Here is a 20,455-nt window from a genome sequence, read left to right as displayed (position 1 = left end):
GGGGATCAGGACTCACGGGGCGGTGGGGCCCGTGATCAGGCGGCCGTCGCGGTCGTACGGCCAGACATTGGGGACGCAGCCGTGCAGGCCCTTGATCTGCTGCATCATCGCCGGGGCCGGCCGGCCCTCGCCGGGGCAGGTGACATGGCCGTGGCCGAGGAAGTGGCCCACCTCGTGGTTGATGATCAGGGAGCGGTACCCGACGACATCGTCGGTGTAGAACTCGGTCGCCAGGACCCAGCGTCTGAGGTTGACCATCACGTCGTCGTGCACGCTGCAATTGACCTTGCCGCCGGTGTCGAGGCCGCCCTCGGCGCAGATCGCGTCGACGGTCCCCGGGGTGGCGAGGCGCACCCTGAAGTCGGTGGGCCCGCTCGACACCCGCTGGAACGCCGAGTGGCCGTCGGCCGTCCAGCCGCGCGGGTCGGCCAGGGTCCGCTCCACCTGTGCGGCCACGTCCGCGGGGGAGATGGCGATGCCCTTCTCCACCTCGACCCGGTAGCGCAGGGGTGTGCCCCTGCCGACCTTCCCGCTGTGGCCGGGCGCGGTGACGAAGGTCCCCGGGCCGCTCTCCGGAAGGGGAGTCGTGGAAGGGCTCGACTTGTTCCGTCCCGGCGGCTCACCGGTCCGCGGCGGCGCCGGAGTTCCGGAGGACGCGGGGGAGTCGGTCACCGGACTCCCGGAAGGCGCGGTGGCCGTGGAGGAACCGGTCCCTGAAGGCGCGGTCGCCGTGGGCGGTCGTTTCGCGTCGGACGGCAGCCACGCCACCACCGCGCCACCGACCGCCGCGAAAACCGCCAACGCGGCCAGACCGCCGGTCAGTCGGCCCTGCACGCGCCCCGCGGAGCGTTTCCGGCGACGACCGCCGCCGGGGTTTCGTTTGTGCGCTGTCACGGTCGTTCACGATGTGATCGCCATGTGATCGGACCTGGCCCGGAAGGTAACGAAACGATAACCCTCCTCGTGGTCATGTCGATGTGGATACTGTGCGCATGTCACGCGTACTGCTGATCGAAGACGACCCGGCCGTCCGGGAGGGCGTCGCCCTGGCCCTGCGCCGGCAGGGGCATGACGTCGCCGCCGCCGCGACCGGCGAGGAGGGTCTTGAGCGGCTGCGGTCCTTCCGGCCGGACATCGTCGTCCTCGATCTGATGCTCCCGGGCATGACCGGTCTGGAGGTGTGCCGCACCGTACGGAACCTCGACCAGACCCTGCCGATCATCATGGCGACCGCCCGGGGGGACGAAGTGGACATCGTTGTCGGCCTGGAGGCCGGCGCCGACGACTACGTCGTCAAACCCGTCCTGGCCCGCGTGCTCGACGCGCGCATACGTGCCGTCCTGCGCCGGGCGGCCGGGGCCGCGCCCGGCGCCGAGGGCCTGCCGAAGATCCACACCTACGGCGAACTGGCCGTCGACCGGGCCGGGTTGACGGTCGCGCTGCACGGCGAGCCGATCGCCCTCGCCCCCTCCGAGCTGCGGCTCCTGCTCACCCTGACCGCCTCGCCGGGCCAGGTGTTCAGCCGTCAGCAGCTTCTGGAGGCGGTCTGGGAGCACGACTACCACGGCGACGCACGTCTGGTGGACGCCTGCGTCAAACGCCTGCGCACCAAGATGTCCGAACCGCCCCGCGCACCCCGGTACATCCACACCGTGCGCGGCTTCGGCTACCGATTCGCGGCGCCGTGAGGATGCGCCGGCTGCGCGGGCTCCGGTTCCGCCTGGTGGTGGCCTTCGGGCTCGTCGCCGCGGTCTCCGCGGTCACGACGGGTGCCCTGACCTTCCGGGAGGCCCGCACCGGAGTGCTCCAGCAGAGTCAGGACGCCACCATCAGACAACTGCGCGCCCAGCTCAACCAGCACGCCGCCGAACTCGCCCTCCCTCCCGAGCGGTCGGCGCTGCGGAAGTTCGCGGAGGACACGGCGGCCACCGAGTCCCAGGGCAGCTGGCGGGTCCTGGTGACCTACGGGGACCTGAGCGGCTCCTCCGCCTCCGGCGACCCCTTCACCGAGGTGACTCCCGCCCTGCGCGAGGCCGTCGCGTCCAGCCGGGCCACCGTGTTCCAGCGGGTCCGCCACGACGGCCGCACCTCCCTCGTCGTCGGCATGTCGATCCTCTTCAGCACCCAGCGCATCCCGGACAGCGTCGAGACGGCCAGCGGGGTCCGGGTGTTCCTGGTGGTCCCGCAGACCACCGAACAGGCCTACGTCGACGCCCTGGTGACCGCGGCCGAACGGGCCATGGTGGCCGCCCTGGCCCTCGCCGTGGTGCTCGCCCTCCTCGCCGCGCGCGGCGTGCTGGTCCCGGTGCGCAAGCTGCGGCTCGCCACCCGCCGGGTCGCCGAGGGCCGCCTGGACACGCGGCTCGCGGTCAACGGCTCCGACGAACTCGCCGAGCTGTCCCACACGTTCAACGAGACGGCTGCCGCACTGGAGACCTCGGTCGCGGAACTGCGCGAGATGGAGGCGCGGGCCCGCCGCTTCGCCGCCGACGTCTCGCACGAACTGCGCACCCCGCTCGCCGCGATGTCCGCGGTCACCGACGTCCTCGACGAGGACGCCGCCCGACTGGACCCGGACACCGCCACCGCGGTCCGGCTGATCAGCACGGAGACCGTCAAACTCGCCCGGCTCGTCGACGACTTGATGGAGATCTCCCGCTTCGACGCGGGCGCCGCGGTGCTCCACCTGGACGAGATCGACCTCGCCGAGTCGATCCGGCGCACCCTCGGCTCCCGCGGCTGGACGGACACGGTGGAGACCGAACTGCCGCCGCCGCACGCGGTCCGCGCACGCGTCGACCCGCGCCGCATCGACGTGGTCGTCGCCAACCTGGTGGGCAACGCCCTAAAGCACGGCGCCCGTCCGGTCACCGTGCGCCTGGGCGGGGACGACACGGTGGCCGTGATCGAGGTCCGGGACAGCGGCCCCGGCATCCCGTCCGACGTCCTGCCCCATGTCTTCGAGCGGTTCTACAAGTCCGACAGCGCCCGGATCCGCTCCGAGGGCAGTGGCCTCGGCCTGGCCATCACCGCCGAGAACGTCCGCCTCCACGGCGGTACCGTGCGCGCCGCCGGCCACCCGGCGGGCGGTGCCGTCTTCACCGTGGAACTCCCGCTGCGGCGGGCGGAGCCGACCGAGGAGTACCGGCCATGAAGGCACTGCACCGCGCCCCGCTGCTGGCGTTGCTCGCCCTCACCTCCTGCGGGATCCCCGCGACCGGGGTGGTCGAGGCGGGCGGTCCCGCGAGCGGGGTCCTGCCGCTCACGCCGGTCTACTTCGTCGAGAACGGCCGACTCGTCGCCATGCAACGCAACACCGGCCGACCCGGCGACCCCACGGACGCGCTGCGACTGCTGATCGCAGGTCCGCTGGCCGGGGAGGGCGGCACCGACACCACCGACGGTCTCACCACCGAGCTGCCCCTCCTCCCGACCGCCATGGCACTGCCGTCGGCCGCCGTCGACGTACCGGGGGGCTCGCCGTCGGACCCGCCCGGCGCGGCCGGGAGCTCCGCGTCGGACACCCCGACCGCGACGGTCACGGGGAGCACGATGACGATCCGACTGCCGGTGGGCATGGCCGGGTTGAGTGATCTCGGCGTACGGCAGCTGGTGTGCACGGCCACCGCCGCGTACCGCCTCACCCGCCCCGGCACCCCCTCGATGACCGCGGCGGTGACCGGCGGCGGACACCTGGTCAGGACGTCGGACGCGCGCTGCCCCGCTCGGTGAGCAGGCTCCCCGCCGGGGCGGCCGCGGTGTCCGCCTGCTGGAGCTGGCTCAGGAGCTGGTTCTGGCCGGCGAGGAGCTCGGTGAGGATACGGCGGGCGGCGCGCAGGAGTTCGGCGACGTCACCGCCGGCCAGCGCGTAACTCACCGTGGAACCCTCCCGGATGGAGACCACGATGCCGGACCGCCGGAGGACGGCCAGCTGCTGGGAGAGGCTGGACGGCTCGATGTCGATGTCGGCGAGCAGGTCACGGACGGGCACCGGCCCGTGCTGGAGCAGCTCCAGGACCCGGATGCGCACCGGGTGGCCGAGCATGCGGAAGAAGTCCGCCTTGGCCTGGTAGAGGGGGACCTGCATGGGGCGCTCGCTCCCTGCCGGACGGTACGGGGTCGTCGGTGCCGATCCTGCTGGTCGGGGACGCCGGGCGGCCACGGAATGGACTCATGTGGATGTGGCGACTTGAAGAAGTCTTCACATCGTGGGCGCACGACGACCCCGACCGGAGCGGGCCTATACCTCCAACTGCTCCTCGACCCGCTTGAGTTGGTGGCGGGCCATCGCCAGGTTCGAGCGGGCCTTGTCGAGGACCAGGTACAGGAACAGGCCGTTGCCGTTGCGGCCGGTCACCAGCCGGATGAGGTGGTACTGGTGCTCCAGCGTGATGAGGATGTCCTCGATGTTGCTCTTGAGGCCCAGCTGCTCCATGGTGCGGACCTTGGCCCGGATGACATCGGTGTTGCCGGCCGCCGCGACCGTCGTGTCCAGGTCCTTGCCGCCGCCCAGGGTGCCCAGCGCCATCCCGCTGGTGTAGTCGACGACCGCGGCCGCCACCGCCCCTTCCGTGCCGGCCATCATCTCCTTCAGCGACACTTCCACACTCGCCACGGTGCCTCCCTTGTGCCTGTGGGTCGCGGCGGGCCCTGCCGGGTCCGTCCGCCGGATCCCCGGACCGTATGCGCCGCGCGGCGGCCGGCGGCCGGGGTCTTCGGGACTGCTCCCCGTTGACCGAACACCATCACGAGGCGACCACCTGCCGGGCCACAACTGGCCTTCGGGGAACGGAAGATGACACCGGAGCCGAAGGCGAAGGCGATGTCGGCCGGCAGCGTCCCGTCCGCGCCCGGTACAGGGACTTCGAGGTCGGCCGAGAGCCACGGACGTGACGGTGCTCAGTGGGTGCGGGCCGCCAGCAGGGTCACGTCGTCCTCCGAACTGGCCGGGGCCAGCCGGTCGAGGACGCTGGTGAGGACGTCCGGCAGGGGCCGCCCGGAGGCGAGCGGAAGGGTGGTGAGCGCGGCGAGACCGGTGTCGATGTCCTCGCCCCGCCGCTCCACCAGTCCGTCGGTGTAGGCGAGCAGCAGGGAGCCCGGCGGCAGCGGGCAGCGCCTGCTCTCGTAGCCGTCGGAACCCGTGCCCAGCGGCGGACCGACGGGCAGGTCCGCCAGCTCGGGGGCGGTGTCCGGCCGCACCAGCAGGGGCGGGACATGGCCGGCCGTCGCGAGGACCGCCTCCCCGGCGGCGGGGTCCAGCAGGGCCAGCACACAGGTGGCGACACGGTCCAGGTCGAGGGCGTGAGCCGTGCGGTCGGCCTCGGTGAGCAGCCGGTCGGGGTCGAGCCCCTGGAGGGCCAGCGCGCGCAGCAGTGAGCGGTACTCGCTCATCGCCGCGGCCGCCCGCACCCCGTGCCCCATGACGTCCCCGACCACCAGCAGGGTGCGTCCGCCGGGCAGGGCGACGGCGTCGAACCAGTCCCCGCCGACCTCGGCGCCCCGTCCGGCGGGCAGATAGCGGCTGGCGATCTCCACGCCGGGCCCCGGGGTGTGCGGGGTGGCCAGGAAGGCGCGCTGCATCTCCAGCGCGGTCTCGTGCTCGTGGGTGTAGCGCAGGGCGTGGGCGATCGCCGTCGCGGCCCGCCCGGTCAGCAGCTCCAGCAGTTCGACGTCCTCCGGCGTGAACTCGGGGGAGTCCGCCCGGCGGCCGACGATGACGGCCCCCACGGGCTCACCGCCGGCCATGAGCGGGAGATAGGCCACGGAGTGCACCTTCAGGGCCCGGTAGTGCTCCAGTCGCTGCCGGGTGGGGGCGAGCAGCCGCAGGGTGTCGTCGTCCGGCCGGTTGAGGACCATGGGCCGGTGACCGGTCAGCACCTGGGTCATCGAGGAACTGGCCTGGTGGAAGATCACCTCACCGCTCCTGGTCGTGGGCGTGAGCGGTTCGGGCAGGCCGGGCGCGGCGGCCACCGCCATGCGTCGCAGCCGTACCGGCACCGGGGTGGCCGGGGCCTTGCGCGTGCCCTCCGGGTCGAGGACGTCCACGGCGGCGTAGTCGGCGAACCGCGGCACCAGCAGATCGGTCAGCGCCCGGCAGGCCTCGGCCGCGTCCAGCGTGCTGCCGACCCGGGTGGCGGTCTCCTCCAGCAGTTCCAGGCGGTCCTGCGCCCGCCGCAGCGACTCCCGCTGCCGGATGCCCTCGGTGACCTCCATGACGACCGCGGCGACCCCGAGGACCTCGCCGTTCTCGCCGTCGAGCCGGTGGAACGCGCCGAGCCACCAGCGCGGTGTGTCCGCCGCATCGACCGGCACCCGCCCGTCGAACACGACGGTCTGCGCCCGGCCGGTGCGGAGCACCTCGCGGGCCACCCTCGCAGAGGGCCCCGAGCCCGGGATCACCTCCGGCATCGGGCGGCCCAGGTGATCCTCGACGGGCAGTCCGTTGAGCGCCGCCACGGTGTCGTTGAGGTACAGGTAGCGCAGCTCCGGGTCCAGGACGGCGACGGCCGCCGGTGTCCCGTCCAGGAACCGGCGAGCCGTCCACAGCTCGTCCAGCGCCTGCCCGGTCCCCGCCGCCCGGGCCGTCTCCGACAGCGCCCTGAGGCTCTCCGTGGAGAGAAAGGGCGCGGGACGGGCGGACAGCGGGGGCTGGCTCATCAGGTGTGATTCCTCGAAGGGCGGAGTCCGTTTCGTCATACTTATGGCGTATTGGACCACATTTTGAGCCGGAGAAGCTATGAGCTGAATCTCAGCCCGGCTCCTCCGCCGTCTCGACCAGCCGCTCGAAGAAGAACTCGTGCTTGAGGAACGACGTCTCGTGCTCGGCCCCCGGGTACGGCGGGATCAGCTGCGAGGCCTGGAAGAGCCGCCAGCCGTCCAGCAGGGCCTCGACACCGGTCCGGTACGGCGGCTCGTCGCTGTCCCCGGTGGTCGGGCGGGTGCGGCCGGTGCCGTCGTAGCGCGCCCAGCCCTTGACCCACGAGTCGAGCGCGGAGGTGTCCAGGTACAGGACGAGGACCTGCTGGCGCACGGTGGTGGAGAGGGTCATGCGGTGCTCCTCTGTGCGGCGGGCCGGTTGTCGATCCGGGTGGCCCAGTGCTCGATGTCGAAGTGGGGGTCGCCGGTCAGGGTGCGCCACAGCCGGACCCGGTTCAGGATCTCCAGCCGCGCGGTGGCCTGCTCGTACCAGGGGAAGTAGCGCCCCAGCTCCTCCCGGACGGCCGGCGCGTCCAGGTCCGCGGTGTCCCACAGCCGCACCTGCGGCACGGTCGGGTTGAAGCGGATCTTGTACATGCGGCGGACGATGTCGCTGTCGTTGCGCCGCCCCCCGTGCCAGATCCCGTGGTGCACCAGCACCACCGTGCCGGCCGGGCAGGTCAGCCGGGTCTGGCCGAGCAGGTTCTGGTAGCGGCCGGTGTCGGACTCGTTGATCCGGCGCAGATGGCTGCCGGGGACGATGAGCGTGCCGCCCATGTCCGCGGTGACCTCCTGCGGGTAGTACATGAGCTGGACGTCGAAGGCGTCCGGCCGCACATCGATCAGGGCGTCCGCGTGCAGCGGCTGCGCGCTGCCCTCCCGCGGCTCGCGGACGTGCAGGGCGTGGTGGTCGATCTCCGGACCCGGCCCCACCAGGCTCTCCAGCGCCCCCGCGACGGCGGGCAGATCGAGGAGCCGGCGCGTGAAGGACCCCTCGGGGAACGCCTTCGGCACGGGGGTGCCGTACGGCACGGAGGGCAGCCCGGCGGCGAGGACCTCCAGCGCCTCCTCGTTCATCTCCTGGGGCACGATGCCGTCCAGGCGCAGGAAACCGTGGGCCACGAACCGCGCCACCTGGACGGAGTTCAGCAGCTGTCGTGTGGTTGACATACGGCAACCGTAGGAACTGCGGGCCCGGAAGTCGTGGGCCGTAATCGGCGACCACTGGTAATTTTCCACCATGACGACCCACGTCGACCTGGCCCTCGACCTGCCGCCCCGGGTGGAGAACGCCGGCGTCGGCGTCCACGGCTCCGCCGGCCCGCACGAGGTGTTCCGGCTCCCGCGGCTCTGGCAGCTCCATCTCTACGGCTACTCCGGCACCCTCGGCCTCGGCGGCACCCGGCACCCCATCCGCCCCGGCCACGTGAGCCTGGTCCCGCCGGACACCGAGGTCCACTTCCACTACGACTCCGCGCGCTGCGAGCACCTGTACGCCCACTTCCGGCTGCCCGGCGAGGGCGAGCGGCGCCGGGTCCCGGTGATGCAGGACGCCGGCGCCGAAGCGGGTGTGCTCGGCGGACTGCTGCGGCAGACGGTCGCGGCCGGCGCGCAGTCGAAGGCCAGGGCCGCCGCCGAGCTGTGGACCGTGCTGTGGCGCACCACGGGCCTCACCGCGGCCGAGACCCGCCCCGGCTCCCGGCACCCCGCCCTGCGCACGGCCGTCGCCTACATCGAGGAGCACCTGGCGGGTCCCCTGACCGTGCCCGCCGTCGCCCGCGCCGCCGGGGTCTCGCACACCCACCTGACCAGGCTGTTCCGTGAGGACACCGGCCGTACGGTCGTCGCCTACATCCGGCGCCGCCGCATGGACCGCGCCCGGCACCTGCTCGTCGCCTCGACGCTCGCCATCCCGGCCGTCGCGGCCACGGTCGGCGTCCCCGACCTCCAGGCCTTCAACAAGGCGTGCCGCAAGGAACTGGGGGCGTCACCGCGGGCGGTACGCGAGCAGCACGGGCAACCGAGGGGATGACACCTCTCACGCCGGTGCCGGAACCGCTCGCCGCGCACCCCCGCGCCGGGCGCGGTACCGGCCGACCGCACCGCAGACGACGTAGAACGCGAACGAGACCGTCGTCACGTACGGGCTGATCGGGATGCTGCTGCCCAGGGCGAGCAGGATGCCGCCCTCGATCGAGGCCGTCGCGAAGACCACGCTCAGCAGCGGCAGCAGGACCGGGGACGCGGTGACACGGGCGGCGGCCGCGGCCGGGGTGATCAGCAGGGACAGCACCAGCAGGGCGCCCACCACCTGCACCGACAGGGCGACCGCGAGGCCGAGCACGATCATGAACGCGAAGGAGAGACCGCGCACCGGCACTCCGCGGGCCTCGGCGACATCGGGGTCCGCGCTCGCGAAGGCCAGCGGGCGCCACATCACCACGAGGGCGGTCAGGACGACCGCGGAGGTGGCGAGCAGCCAGGCCGTCTGCGGGGTGTCCACGGCGACTATCTGCCCCGTGAGCAGCCCGAACTTGTTGGCCGCCCGCCCCTTGTACAGGGCGAGGAAGAGCACGCCCAGACCCAGCCCGAACGGCATCAGGATGCCGATCACCGAGTTGCGGTCCCGTGCGCGCGTGCCGAGCACGCCGATTGCTCCGGCCGCGAGCAGGGAGCCGGTGATCGAGCCTGCCACGATGTTCGTGCCCAGCAGCAGGGCCGCGGAGGCGCCCGCGAAGGACAGTTCGCTGATGCCGTGCACCGCGAAGGGCAGGTCGCGCATCGCGACGAAGACCCCGGCGAGTCCGCCGACCAGACCGAGGGCCGCTCCGACGACGAGCGAGTTGCGGACCAGGACGAGGAGTTCGCCGTAGTCGTCGAAGTCGAACAGCTGGTGCCAGACGCTCACGGGTGGACCTCCTCGGGCACGTGGTGCGCGGGGTCGTCGAGGGCGCCGACCACCACGATCCGGCCGTCCACGTGGACGACGTCGACCCGGGTGCCGTACAGCCGGGACAGGGACGCGGAGGTCAGCACCTCGTCGGGGGTGCCGACCCGGTGACCGCCCGGCGCCAGGTACAGCACCCGGTCCACGAGGTCGAGCACCGGGTTGATCTCGTGCGTCACGAACACCACCGCGGTGCCGTGGGAGCGGCGGCGGGCGTCCACCAACTCGGTGACCGCACGCTGGTGGTGGAGGTCGAGGGAGAGCAACGGCTCGTCGCACAGCAGGATGCGGGGATCGGTCGCGAGCGCCTGCCCGACGCGGACGCGTTGACGCTCGCCGCCGGACAGCGTGCCGACCGGGACATCGGCGTACGCCGAGGCACCCACGGCATCCAGGATCTCGTCAACACGCTTGCGTACGGCGGCCGTTCGCAGGCGTGGTCCGAAGCGGTGGCCGTCGATGCCGAACCGCACGAGGTCACGGGCGCGGAGCATCGCCTGAGCGGACAGGGCGGCCTGCTGGGGGACGTACCCGATGTGCCGGGCGGCCTCCCGGGGAGGACGGCCGAGCACCGTCAACTCCCCGGCGGACAGCGGCTGCCGGCCGAGCAGGGCCCGCACGAAGCTGGTCTTGCCCGCTCCGTTCGGACCCAGCACGGCGAGGAACTCCCCTGGCCGGACGTCGAGTTCGAGGTCGTGCCAGACCGTGCGCGGGCCGTAGGAGAGCGCGGCCCCGCGCAGGCTGATGACGGAGCTCACTTGGCCAGCGCGTTCGCGAGCGCGTCGACGTTGGAGGTCATCCAGCCGAGGTAGTCCTTGCCGCTGGGAAGGGTCTCCGTCACCGGGACCACCGGAATGCCGGCCGCCTTGGCCGCCTGCTCGGACTTCTCGGTCTGGGGTCCGGACGTCTGCTCGTTGTAGACCAGAGCCTTGACCTTCTTGCCGGAGAACAGGGCGAGCGCCTCCTGGAGCACCTTGGGGGAGACGTCGGTGCCCTCCTCGACGGCCTCGCTGAACGCGGCGGGCGTCCTGTCGACGAGGCCGCTCGCCGCGGTCATGTACAGCGGAACCGGCTCGGTGATGGCGATCCCCTCACCGGCGTGCTCCTTCTTGATCTGCGCCTCCTTGGCCTCCAGCGGCGCGAGCTGCGCTTTGAAGGCCCCGGCGTTCCTCGTGTAGAGCGCGGCGTTCGCGGGGTCGGCCTTGCCGAGGGCGGCGGATATGCGGTCGGCGATCCTCGCGACGGTGGGGAAGTCGTACCAGACGTGCTCGTTGAGCTCGCCGCCCTTGGGCGCGGTCTTTCCGGAGACCTTCACCGCGTTGATCACCTCGGCGGAGGAGTTGCCGCCGCTCTTGAGCATGCGGTCCACGAAGTCGTCGTAGCCGCCGCCGTTCTCGACGACGACCTTCGCCTTCGACAGGGCCAACTGGTTCTGGGGGCTGGCCTCGTAGGAGTGCGGGTCCTGGTCGGGGTCGCTGATGACGGAGGTGACGGAGACCTTGTCGCCGCCTATGCGCGAGACGATGTCGCCGTAGACGTTCGTGGAGGCGACTACGGCGACCTTGGACGAGGCCGCCGGGGCGGCGGACGCGCTCCCACCGCTCCCGGAGTCCGAGGAGCTGCCGCAGCCGGCCAGCAGGGCGACGGAGGCGCCGAAGAGCAGCGCGATGCGGCGGGACGGGGACGTGGACATGGATCGATCCTCCAAGCGCGTTTCTGATGGCCCCGTCACGCTAGATGGAAATGATTGTCGTAAACAGTCCCGAGTGCCGGTATGTGAAAACCGTTGCCATTAATTGACCTGTTCCTGGTCACAGGCCTGCGACCGGCGGCACCCGGCCGAGGAACGCCCGCTCATTCCTTCCCGGTGAGGAGCCTGCGCGGGTTGGCGATCCGGAAGGCGTAGGCCGCCGCTCCGCCGAGCCCGTGGCCGGGGTGCCCCGGCGGTTCGGCGTACGGCCGGTCCGAACCCTGGACCACGGCGTCCACGCCGAGGGCCCGGACGACGGACTCGACCGCGCGCGGCCCGTACGAGGACGTCTCCACGAACACCAGCGGGTCCGGCTCGCTCCCGCCGTCCCCACGCGCGGCGAACCGTTCGCCGTGCAGCGGGGCGAGCCCGGCCAGCAGCGCGAAGCAGACCCGCAGCCGGGGGTGCCGGGGCCGGCCGAAGGCACGGAAGGCGAACCAGGCGGCGTGCATCTGCTGGACGTACGGGACCATCGCGGGCCACCAGCCGGGACCCGCGGAACCCCCGGCCGCGGGTCCCGGATGGACGAAAAGCGGCAGGTCGCGCTCCTCGAGCAGATCGAGCAGCGGGGCGCAGCGGGCGTAACCCATCGCGTCCACAAGGCTGTTGGCGGGCAGCTGGAGCCCGACGAAACCCTGGTCGAGAGCCTCGGCCGTCCCCCTCGCGTCGATGTCGCGCACCCCGGCGGCCGCCCACGCCCCGAACGGCTCGGGCAGCGCGGCCGCACCCTCGTGATAGGCGTCCAGCAGCGGCCGGGCCTCGGCCGCGGGCAGCCACTCCACGCCGATCGGCGCCGACAGCGAGACCAGCGCCAGACCGAGGCCGTCGGCGGCGGCGAGTTCCGCGCGCAGGGTCGCGTCGTGGTCGGCGGGCGGGAGGTCGTAGGGCGGCTCGCCGTCCAGATACAGGGTCCAGCCGTCGAGAAACGGCGGCTCGCGCCGCGCCCTCAAGGCCGTCACCAGCGAGGGGCTCCACAGATGCTGGTGCACGTCGACATTGGTCATGACGCTCCTCCCACCCAGGCGCGCAAGGTGCTCCGGACATCGCAGGCCCCCATGATCTCGTGGCCGACCACCCCCGCGTCCACCCCACAGGACCAGTGGACCTCACCGGGCCGCGGACACCGACCCGATCTCGACCACGCGGGCCCACGCGGGCGGCGTTTTCGGCACGTACTCCGGATTGTTCTCCCGTCGTGCCTGGCTCACCCCCGGCCGGGAGAAAAGCCCGACGACCGTACGGCACGGGGGGCGCGCGCTCGGCCAGGGCGTCCCGCCGTCGGTCAGGGCCACCACGACGTCCGGGCGGGGACCGGAGCGCAGCGCCTTCCGGAAACCGGTGCGCAGATCGGTGCCCCCGCCGCCGACCAGCGGGATGCCCTCGGTCCGGCACAGCGGACGCACGGCCCCGGCCGCCGCGTCGCAGGACAGGACGTGGACCAGGTCACGGCGGCCGCCCACGGCACGGGCGATGGCGGCGACCTCCAGGAGCGCGCTGCCCAGTTCCTCGTCGCTGACCGAACCGGAGGTGTCGATGATCACGCAGACCCTCGGCGGCCTGCGCCGCAGACTCGGCAGCACCACTCCGGGCAGGCCCGCGGAGCGCCGGGCCGGCCGGCCGTAGCTGTAGTCGTCGCCCGCGCCGCCGGCGGAGACCGCGGAGCGCATCGCCGCGCCGAGCAGTTCCCGCCAGGGCTGCGGGGGATGGAACGCCTCCTCCGCCCACCTCCGCCAGCCCTTCGGCGTGTTGCCTGGCCGCGCGTTGATGCCCTGCGCCACCCGGAAGCGGACCGCGTCGCGTTCCTGCTCGCTCAGCCCGTCGGCGCCGTCGGGCCCCAGGTCCCACTCCCGCTCCAGCCCGTCCGCGCCACTGCCGCAGTCCAGCCAGGACAGGTCCAGGGTGAGCGGTCCGAGGCTGATGTCGCCGACGTACTCCTCCATCAGCCGGTCGTTGGGCAACCGCAGCTTCCAGGGCTCGACGGCACCGGCCGGCCGGACCAGCCCCTCGCCGTACACGTCGTCGTTGATCTCGCAGTCCGCGGCGATGTTCATCCGCAGCCGGTCTCCCAGCCCGGTCAGCCCGCGCTCCCGGGCCAGCCGGTCGCCGCGCCCGTGGTGGTCCCGCAGCAGGTGCGACACCTCGTGCACCCACACCCCCGCCAGCTCCTCCACCGGCGTCCGGGCCACGAACGCCGGGGAGACGTAGCAGCGCCAGTACCGGTCGACGCCCATGGTCGGCACGTGCGGCGACTCGACGGTGTGCAGGGCGAACAGCGCGGTGGCCAGGTAGGGGCGGGTCCGGGCGGCGTGGAGTCGGGCGGCGAAGAGTTTGTCGCGGTCGAGGCGGGCTGGTTGCGGGGTGGGCGGCGGGTCCGCCTCCTCGACGGCCGCCCGACGTGCGGCCGTCGGGTTCGCCTGTCGGCCGGTGTCTTCGGCGGGGTGCGTGTCCGCGGTGCTGTGCGTGCTCATCGGCGACCCTGCGCGGCGACCGCGGCCCGGTCCGCACGGCGGGACAGCGCCACCGTCCCGGCGAGCTTGTCGATCGCCGCGGGTACGTCCCAGTCCTCCTGGCGCAGCGAGGCGAGCGTGGTCGCGGGCACCACCACCAGGTCCGGCGCCCCGGTCTCCAGCGCCCGTACCAGCACCGCCCAGGCCGAGTCCCAGCGGGCCCGCTCAGGACGGGCGCGCACGGCGGCCACCACGCCGTCGAGCACGGCCTGCCGCAGATCGCCCCGCTCGGGCAGCACGGCCCCCGCCGGATCGGCGAGCACGTCCTCCGGGTCCGGCAGGTCCAACCGGTCCAGGCTCGCCAGCAGTTCGAGGCCGGGGCCGTCCCCGACCGTGCCCCGGACCAGCGAGGACAACACGTCCCGCGAGGAGCCTGCCGCGGTCGCGAAGGCGATCAGCGACAAGGTCATGTCCCAGCTGCGGGGCGAGGGCCAGGGCCCGCCCCGCTGAGTCTCCCCGGAGGGCAGCCGGTGCACCAGCGTGGGCCGCGCGGCGAGCAGCCCGCACACCGCGCGCCGGGCGAAGTCCACGGCCTCCGGCAGCCTCGCCGGGTCCAGCCGAGGCAGGGTGGCCCGCGGCCAGGTCCCACCCAGTCCGCGTACGACGACGTCGTGGTCGTGGGTCCACTGGAGATGGACGAACCGGTTGGCCAGCGGCGGGCTCAGCTCCCAGCCGTCGGCCGCCGAGGAACGGGGGTTGGCAGCGGCGACGATCCGCACCCCGGGCGGCAGCCGCAGGGCGCCGATCCGCCGCTCCAGCACCAGCCGGAGCAGTGCGGCCTGGACGGCGGGCGGCGCGGTGGACAGCTCGTCCAGGAACAGCAGCCCCCGGCCGGCCCGCACCAGCCGTACCGCCCAGTCCGGCGGGGCCATCGGCACACCCTGGGTCGCGGGATCGTCGCCGACCACGGGCAGCCCCGCGAAGTCGGACGGCTCGTGCACGCTGGCGATCACGGTGGTCAGCGGGAGGTCCAGGGCGGCGGCGAGCTGTGTCAGCGCGGCCGTCTTGCCGATACCGGGCTCACCCCACAGCAGGACGGGCAGATCGGCGGCCACGGCCAAGGTGAGGGCCTCCAGCTGGTCGTCGGGGCGGGGTTCGGTGGTGGAGGCGCGCAGGAGGGCCAACAGGTCTGCGGCGACGTCGAGTTGGGAGGTGGGGGAGGGGGCGGCAGAAGCGGCGGGCGTGGGCGTGGGCGTGGGCACAGCAATGGGCATGGGGCATCACCTTTGGGGCGTGAGAAGGGAGGGAGGGCGGGTGCGTCGAGGCGAGCGGGTCGGAGTCCGCCGGCCCGGGTGCGTTTAGCGCGGGGTCGCGCGGCGTGGACGGGTGCGGTGGTTCCGGGGGCGGCGGCCGTTCGGGGTCGGGCGGTACCAGGCTGGGCCCGGTCCCGTCATGCCCGTTCTGAACAGGCCGTAGGTGATCCGCTGATGCGCGGCCGCCTCCAGTGCCTCCCGGAGCGGACCGGGACGCAGCAGCGCCTCGGGCCCGAGCAGCCCTTCCACCACGGCCAGGGCGCCGGTGAGGTCCCCGTGCGCGAGGCGCTCGCGCACGCCGTCGAGACAGTGCGGGCGGCGGTGCGCCTCGTCGATGGCCTGGAGGCAGGGGAGCGGCGTGCCGGTGAGCGCGACCAGCAGCTCCTCGCGGCGGATCTCGTCCGGGTCGTGGTCCAGTGGGGCCAGCACCCCGTCGACCAGACCGATCCGGTGGCGGGCACCCCGGCACTCCACGGTGTGCGGTCGCCCCGGCCGGTCGGGAACCGGGGGCGGGCCGGTGGCCGCGTGCCCCGGGACGAGGGCCTCAGCGACCAGGGGGTGGAGCCGGTCCGCCTCGATCGCGCCGGTGCGGAGCAGTTCGAGGTCGGGGAGGATCCAGGTCGCCGCGTCGGGCAAGACGGGGAGGAGGGGCAGGGGACCGTCGCACGGCACCGGAACCGCTCGGTGCGGATCCACCTCCCACACCACCCGCTGCCGTCCGCCGCACCGCACCAACACCCGCCCGGCGGACCGCCCTTCGGCAGCGAGCAGAATCCGGGCCTCGGCGGCCCAGCGGTCCACGGCACAGCCGTCGGGCAGCGGGGCGAGCGACGCAGCACCGGAGGGGGAAGCGCGACCGCCGTCGAACCACTCCCACGGCGGCTCTCCGCAACCGGACCACTGCTGTGGATGGCCGGGCCGGGCGCTCTGCCGGAACTGCCAGGCTGCGTCCTGCCGCGGCGGCTCTCCGGAGCCGGGCCACTGCTGTGGATGGCCGGGCCCGGCGCTCTGCCGGAACTCCCCGGCTGCGTCCTGCCGCGGCGGATCCCCGTCCGCGGACCACTGCCGTGGCTCACCGACCGCGGACCACTGCCGTGGCTCACCCGCCGCGACCCGCTCCAGCGGCTCTCCGGCAGGCGGCAGCCACGGAAACTCCCCACCCCCCGACCGCCCCAGCACTCCCCCCGCCCCCGACCGCTCCCACAACTCCCCGACCCTGCCCGCATCCCACAGATGCCGGTGCAGATCCAGGCGGAAGCGTCGGTTCGGGCGGGGATGCGGGTGGTGTACGGCCTCGTCCGAGGAGCGGGACCACAGCGCGAGGCTGATCCGCTGACCGGAGTCCGCCCACGCGGGTGCGGTCCTGGCCACGAGGTGTACGGGGCCGTCGGCGGCCTCGTACCGCGCCAGCGTCAGGGTCAGCCCGGGCCTCAGCAGCCCGTCCGGGGCGATCCTCGGCATGTGCCAGCGCAGCAGGTCGGGAGCCAGGGCCCGCAGATCGGCGCGGAGCCGGGACATGAGGTCCCGGCCGTGATCGCGGGCCGCGGCACGGAGGGTGAGGTCGATGTCGAAGCCCGCGGCGGCACACGCCCCGGCCCAGTCGCCGGCGAGACGCCGGGCGGTCGCGGTCTCGATCATGGAGGCCGGCACGGCGAACTCGCGCACGCGCGGCCAGAAAGACGTACGGGAGGAGTCCTCGTTCGCAGTCCAAGGGAGCATCAGCACTCACCTTGCGCGGACGGGACCTCCGATCTCTGAGAGGTGTGAGTCGTCATCGCCGGGGAGCGTAACCCCGTGCGTCCGCTCCCCGCCAGGCATTTACCGCCCGGCCGCGGACGGACGGGCGCCGATGCCCGGTTGCTAGCCTCGACACCGTGATCGCATTCCCCCTCGGCGCGACGACCACGCCGGCCGAACTCGCCCGGGACCCGCACCCGCGCCTGGCCGAACTGCGGGCGCACGAGCCGGTGTCCTGGCTGCCCGCGCTCAACGGCTGGCTGGTGACCCGCCGCGATCTCGCGCTCGACGTGATGCGGGACGCCGAGACCTTCACCGTCGACGACCCCCGCTTCACCACCGCGCAGGTCGTCGGACCGAGCATGCTCTCCCTCGACGGCGCCGAGCACACCCGCCACCGCGAGCCGTTCGCCGCGCCCTTCCGCCCGCGTGAAGTGCGGGAAGGATTCGCGGAGTTCATCGAGGAGGAGACCGACCGCCTCCTCACCGCACTCGAACCCCACGGCGCCGCCGACCTCCGCCGGGACTTCGCCGGCCCGCTCGCCGTGGCCGTGGTGACCAAGGCGCTCGGCCTCGTGGACGCCGACACCGGTACGGTCCTCTCCTGGTACGACGCCATCGTGCGGGCCGTGTCGGACCTCACGGCGGGCCACGCGGCGGACCCCGCGGGCCCCGAGGCGTACGCGCGCCTCCGGGCCGCGGTCGAGACCACCGTCGCGAAAGGGGCCGCCGCCGCGAAAGGGGCCACCGTCACGAAAGGGGCCGCCGCCGCGAAAGGGGCCACCGTCACGAAAGGCACCGCGGCCGAGGAGGAAGACACCGCGGCGGAAGCGGAAGGCATCGAGGCGGAAGCAGAAGGCAGCGCCGTCGCGGAAGCAGAACTGCCCACCACCTCGCTCCTCACCGCCGCCGCCGACCGGCTGACCCTGCCCGAAGTGGCCTCCAACGCCGCGGTGTTGATGTTCGGCGGCATAGAGACCACCGAGGCGATGATCACCAACGCCCTGCTGCACCTGCTCCGGCATCCCGACCAACTCGCCCTGGTCCGTGCCGACTCCGCCCTCCTGGACGGCGCGATCGAGGAGTCCCTGCGCCTGGAGCCCGGCGCGGCCGTCGTCGACCGCTATGCCACCCGCGACACCACCCTCGGCGGGGCGCCGATCCGCAAGGGCGACCTCGTCACCGTCTCCCTGGCCGGCGCCAACCGTGACCCCGCGGTCTTCCCGGACCCCGACCGCTTCGACGTGCGCCGCGACAACTCCCGTCTCCAATTGGCCTTCGCGCACGGCCCGCACTACTGCCTCGCCGCCCATCTGGCCCGCCTGGAGACGAAAATCGCCCTACGGCATCTGCTCGACCGCCTCCCGGCCCTCCGCCTCGACCCGGCCCGCCCCACCGCCCCGCAGGGCCTGGTGTTCCGCAAACCGCCAGCCCTGCACGTGCGTTGGGGCTGAACCGGGCCCGCCAGGCGTCTCACCCGGCCCGCTTCACCTCCAGGGACAGGTCGTTGTCGACCGTGTAGTACGGCCGCACGACCGCGCCCCCGACCACGGCACCCGGGTAGACGAAGACCTCCTTGCGGTCCGCCACGTCGTCCAGCAGCCGGGCGAGCCGGATCGGCGCAGCCCCGGGAGCGGGCCGTAGGAACATGTCCCAGATGCCCGGATCCCGGTCCAGGTCCAGCGTGTCGTCGACGGTGTACGAGAAGGCGTGGCCGTCCGCCCGGACCTGGGGCTCCAGCGTGCGTGTGACGTCGTTGTCCCGGCGCAGCCGCAGCTCCACACGGGCGCCCTCGGCGAGCGGGGAGCCGTGCAGCCGGGCCGCGATCGTCAGCGTCCGGTCCGTGACGTCGACGGGCCCGACCTCAGCGTGCGCGGGCCGCAGCCAGGTCCGCACCGCGAGGAAGCCGTCCTTGGTGGCATAGGGGACCCGCACGGCCAACGGCCCCCGCCGCTCCCGCAGTTGCCCGTCCATCAGGGCGCGCAGATCGCGCGGTCCCGGGCGCAGCCGTGTCCGCTCGGTGCCCTGGAGCAGGTACACGTCCCAGCGCCCCTCCGCAAGCACCGGATCGGCACCCAGCACGGCCTGCGCGCGCCCCTCGTCGGCCGAGTCCGGGGCGAGCAGGTCCAGGACGTGCAGGTCCTCCTCGGGCTGCCCCTTCTTCGGACGCAGCCGCAGCAGCAACCGCAGGCCCCCTGCCCCAGGCACCTCGAAGGTGATCCTGCCGTCCGCGTCGACCGCGCACCCCGCGCGTGGTGTGGTCATGACCGTCCCTTCCGTACGAGGCGCAGTGCGCCGCTCGCCGCGGCCAGCGCGGTGTCCCTGGCGGCGGAACCCCGGGCCGACAGGGCCGCGCCCTGGCCACCCCGCACCACGGGCCGTCCCGCCCGGCGTGCCGCGACCGCCTCCGCGATGAGGCCCTCGGCCTGCTCCACGACGGGCTCCGGAGCGAACCGCCGCGCGTTCTCCAGCGCGGCCCTGCTCATCCGGCGGCGCAGTTCGTCGTCCCCGACCAGCTCCAGCAGGGCCGCGGCCAGCGCGTCCCGGTCCCCGACCGGCACCAGCCGCCCGTCGACGCCGTCCGCGATGATCTCGGCCGGACCGTGGGGGCAGTCGGTGCTCACCACGGGCAGCCCGCAGCGCATCGCCTCGACGATGGTCATGCCGAAGGGTTCGAAGTCGGAGGTGGCCGCCCCGATCGAGCCCTTGACCCACTCGGCCTCCATGGGGGCCGCGGGCCCCATCAGGAAGACGTTGTTCCACAGCCTGAGGTCGGTTATCAGCCGGCGCAGCCGGTCCTGTTCCTCCCCCTTGCCGTAGATGCGCAGCTGCCAGTCCGGATGCTTCGCGGCGACCGCGGCGAAGGCCTCCACGAGCAGGTCGTACCGCTTCAGCCCGACCAGTCGCCCGGCCGCGACGACCACCTTCGCGGAACCGTCCGCGGGCGGGAGCACCGGATCCGGCACGCTGTTCGGCAGCGCCTCCACCCGTACGCCGGGCAGCCGCATCCGGCGCCGGTAGGAGGCCGCGTCCGCCTCGGTCACCGTGGTGAGCACGTCGAGCCCGCGATAGGCCCGGCGCAGCGCGGTGCGCAGCCGGGGCGAGTGCTTGTCCAGGGTGAGGTGCTCCTGTCCCACCCGGGCGACATGGCCGGGCGCCTCGCGCGCGAGATGCACGTTGAGCCCGGGCCGGGTGCCGATCACCGCGTCCGCGTCGGTCGTGGCCAGGGCCTCGGCTATGCGCTGGTCCGTCAACTCGCTGTACTGGCCGTACCGGTACTCGGAGCGCGGGAACACCCGCGCCGGTCTCAGGTGCGAAGGGTGCTCCTTGTCCTCTCTGAGGTCGACCAGGGACCGCAGCGAGACCCGGGGGTCCAGCACGAAGGTGGGGAGCTCCCGGTGCCGCAGCACCGAGATGATCTCCACCTCGTGCCGTCGGGCCAGGGTCTGGGCCAGATTGAACGTGGTGGTGATCGTGCCTCCGATCCCGTAGGCGTTGTGCAGCAGGAAAGAGATCTTCATGCCGGGCTAGACCACGTCACATTGCCTCTGGTTGACCTTCGTTA

20 protein-coding genes are annotated in these 20,455 nt (G+C 73.2%); 5 read left to right on the top strand and 15 right to left on the bottom strand.

Annotated elements, in window-relative coordinates:
• Positions 1-12 precede the first annotated feature (12 nt).
• Complete coding sequence (locus tag AQJ54_RS24050; RefSeq protein ID WP_062240868.1) at positions 13-834, bottom strand: DUF3152 domain-containing protein; 822 nt, start codon at positions 832-834, stop codon at positions 13-15.
• 158 nt (positions 835-992) lie between these two features.
• Here AQJ54_RS24050 and AQJ54_RS24045 point away from each other — a divergent pair, with 158 nt between their 5' ends.
• The 3 genes from AQJ54_RS24045 to AQJ54_RS24035 are packed head-to-tail and all read left to right on the top strand — an operon-like array spanning position 993 to position 3,732.
• Positions 993-1,688 carry a response regulator transcription factor gene (locus AQJ54_RS24045; RefSeq protein WP_062240866.1) on the top strand — a complete coding sequence of 232 codons (696 nt, stop codon included), beginning with the start codon at positions 993-995 and terminating at the stop codon, positions 1,686-1,688.
• 2 nt (positions 1,689-1,690) lie between these two features.
• Positions 1,691-3,154 carry a sensor histidine kinase gene (locus AQJ54_RS24040; protein WP_062240865.1) on the top strand — a complete coding sequence of 488 codons (1,464 nt, stop codon included), beginning with the start codon at positions 1,691-1,693 and terminating at the stop codon, positions 3,152-3,154.
• Positions 3,151-3,732, top strand: a complete 582-nt coding sequence (locus AQJ54_RS24035) for a hypothetical protein (RefSeq protein WP_062240862.1) — start codon at positions 3,151-3,153, stop codon at positions 3,730-3,732. The genes AQJ54_RS24040 and AQJ54_RS24035 overlap by 4 nt, the downstream gene beginning before the upstream one ends.
• On the opposite strand, the gene AQJ54_RS24030 is transcribed toward AQJ54_RS24035, so the two are convergent.
• From AQJ54_RS24030 to AQJ54_RS24010, 5 genes are all read right to left on the bottom strand, one after another.
• Positions 3,698-4,087: an ArsR/SmtB family transcription factor gene (locus AQJ54_RS24030; RefSeq protein ID WP_030316789.1), complete on the bottom strand. Its 390-nt coding sequence runs from the start codon at positions 4,085-4,087 to the stop codon at positions 3,698-3,700. The genes AQJ54_RS24035 and AQJ54_RS24030 overlap by 35 nt on opposite strands.
• A 153-nt stretch (positions 4,088-4,240) precedes the next feature.
• On the bottom strand, positions 4,241-4,615 hold the full coding sequence (locus AQJ54_RS24025) for a roadblock/LC7 domain-containing protein (protein ID WP_062026394.1): 375 nt from the start codon (positions 4,613-4,615) through the stop codon (positions 4,241-4,243).
• A 284-nt stretch (positions 4,616-4,899) separates the two neighbouring features.
• Positions 4,900-6,657, bottom strand: coding sequence for a SpoIIE family protein phosphatase (locus AQJ54_RS24020; protein ID WP_062026395.1), 1,758 nt, complete (start codon positions 6,655-6,657; stop codon positions 4,900-4,902).
• Positions 6,658-6,748: 91 nt separating this feature from the next.
• A complete protein-coding gene (locus tag AQJ54_RS24015; protein WP_062026396.1) occupies positions 6,749-7,048 on the bottom strand; it encodes a hypothetical protein in 300 nt (99 codons plus the stop codon).
• Positions 7,045-7,866 (bottom strand): phytanoyl-CoA dioxygenase family protein, encoded by an 822-nt coding sequence (locus AQJ54_RS24010; protein ID WP_174857009.1) that lies wholly within the window; start codon positions 7,864-7,866, stop codon positions 7,045-7,047. Before AQJ54_RS24010 ends, AQJ54_RS24015 begins: the two co-directional genes overlap by 4 nt.
• Before the next feature lie 70 nt (positions 7,867-7,936).
• Here AQJ54_RS24010 and AQJ54_RS24005 point away from each other — a divergent pair, with 70 nt between their 5' ends.
• Positions 7,937-8,728 carry a helix-turn-helix domain-containing protein gene (locus tag AQJ54_RS24005; protein WP_062026397.1) on the top strand — a complete coding sequence of 264 codons (792 nt, stop codon included), beginning with the start codon at positions 7,937-7,939 and terminating at the stop codon, positions 8,726-8,728.
• A 6-nt stretch (positions 8,729-8,734) separates the two neighbouring features.
• Here AQJ54_RS24005 and AQJ54_RS24000 read toward each other — a convergent pair whose 3' ends face one another.
• The 7 genes from AQJ54_RS24000 to AQJ54_RS23970 form a co-directional block, all read right to left on the bottom strand.
• Positions 8,735-9,604 carry a metal ABC transporter permease gene (locus AQJ54_RS24000; protein WP_062240861.1) on the bottom strand — a complete coding sequence of 290 codons (870 nt, stop codon included), beginning with the start codon at positions 9,602-9,604 and terminating at the stop codon, positions 8,735-8,737.
• A complete protein-coding gene (locus tag AQJ54_RS23995; RefSeq protein ID WP_062240858.1) occupies positions 9,601-10,401 on the bottom strand; it encodes a metal ABC transporter ATP-binding protein in 801 nt (266 codons plus the stop codon). The genes AQJ54_RS24000 and AQJ54_RS23995 overlap by 4 nt, the downstream gene beginning before the upstream one ends.
• Positions 10,398-11,336 carry a metal ABC transporter solute-binding protein, Zn/Mn family gene (locus AQJ54_RS23990; RefSeq protein WP_062240857.1) on the bottom strand — a complete coding sequence of 313 codons (939 nt, stop codon included), beginning with the start codon at positions 11,334-11,336 and terminating at the stop codon, positions 10,398-10,400. The genes AQJ54_RS23995 and AQJ54_RS23990 overlap by 4 nt, the downstream gene beginning before the upstream one ends.
• A 161-nt stretch (positions 11,337-11,497) precedes the next feature.
• Positions 11,498-12,397 carry an amidohydrolase family protein gene (locus AQJ54_RS23985; protein ID WP_062240855.1) on the bottom strand — a complete coding sequence of 300 codons (900 nt, stop codon included), beginning with the start codon at positions 12,395-12,397 and terminating at the stop codon, positions 11,498-11,500.
• Positions 12,398-12,499: 102 nt separating this feature from the next.
• Positions 12,500-13,861, bottom strand: a complete 1,362-nt coding sequence (locus AQJ54_RS23980; RefSeq protein ID WP_062240853.1) for a vWA domain-containing protein — start codon at positions 13,859-13,861, stop codon at positions 12,500-12,502.
• Positions 13,858-15,114, bottom strand: coding sequence for an AAA family ATPase (locus AQJ54_RS23975; protein WP_248845427.1), 1,257 nt, complete (start codon positions 15,112-15,114; stop codon positions 13,858-13,860). The genes AQJ54_RS23980 and AQJ54_RS23975 overlap by 4 nt, the downstream gene beginning before the upstream one ends.
• 84 nt (positions 15,115-15,198) lie before the next feature.
• A complete protein-coding gene (locus tag AQJ54_RS23970; protein ID WP_062240849.1) occupies positions 15,199-16,872 on the bottom strand; it encodes a hypothetical protein in 1,674 nt (557 codons plus the stop codon).
• Positions 16,873-17,027: 155 nt separating this feature from the next.
• Between AQJ54_RS23970 and AQJ54_RS23965 the strand changes: the two genes are divergently transcribed.
• A complete protein-coding gene (locus AQJ54_RS23965; RefSeq protein WP_062240847.1) occupies positions 17,028-18,344 on the top strand; it encodes a cytochrome P450 in 1,317 nt (438 codons plus the stop codon).
• A 19-nt stretch (positions 18,345-18,363) separates the two neighbouring features.
• Here AQJ54_RS23965 and AQJ54_RS23960 read toward each other — a convergent pair whose 3' ends face one another.
• Complete coding sequence (locus AQJ54_RS23960) at positions 18,364-19,155, bottom strand: hypothetical protein (RefSeq protein WP_062240845.1); 792 nt, start codon at positions 19,153-19,155, stop codon at positions 18,364-18,366.
• Positions 19,152-20,411, bottom strand: coding sequence for a glycosyltransferase family 4 protein (locus AQJ54_RS23955; RefSeq protein WP_062240843.1), 1,260 nt, complete (start codon positions 20,409-20,411; stop codon positions 19,152-19,154). Before AQJ54_RS23955 ends, AQJ54_RS23960 begins: the two co-directional genes overlap by 4 nt.
• Between the last annotated feature and the right edge of the window lie 44 nt (positions 20,412-20,455).

The sequence above is a fragment of the Streptomyces griseorubiginosus genome, assembly GCF_001514195.1.
GTDB lineage: Bacteria > Actinomycetota > Actinomycetes > Streptomycetales > Streptomycetaceae > Streptomyces > Streptomyces griseorubiginosus.
This window is presented reverse-complemented; position numbering and strand designations above follow the sequence as displayed.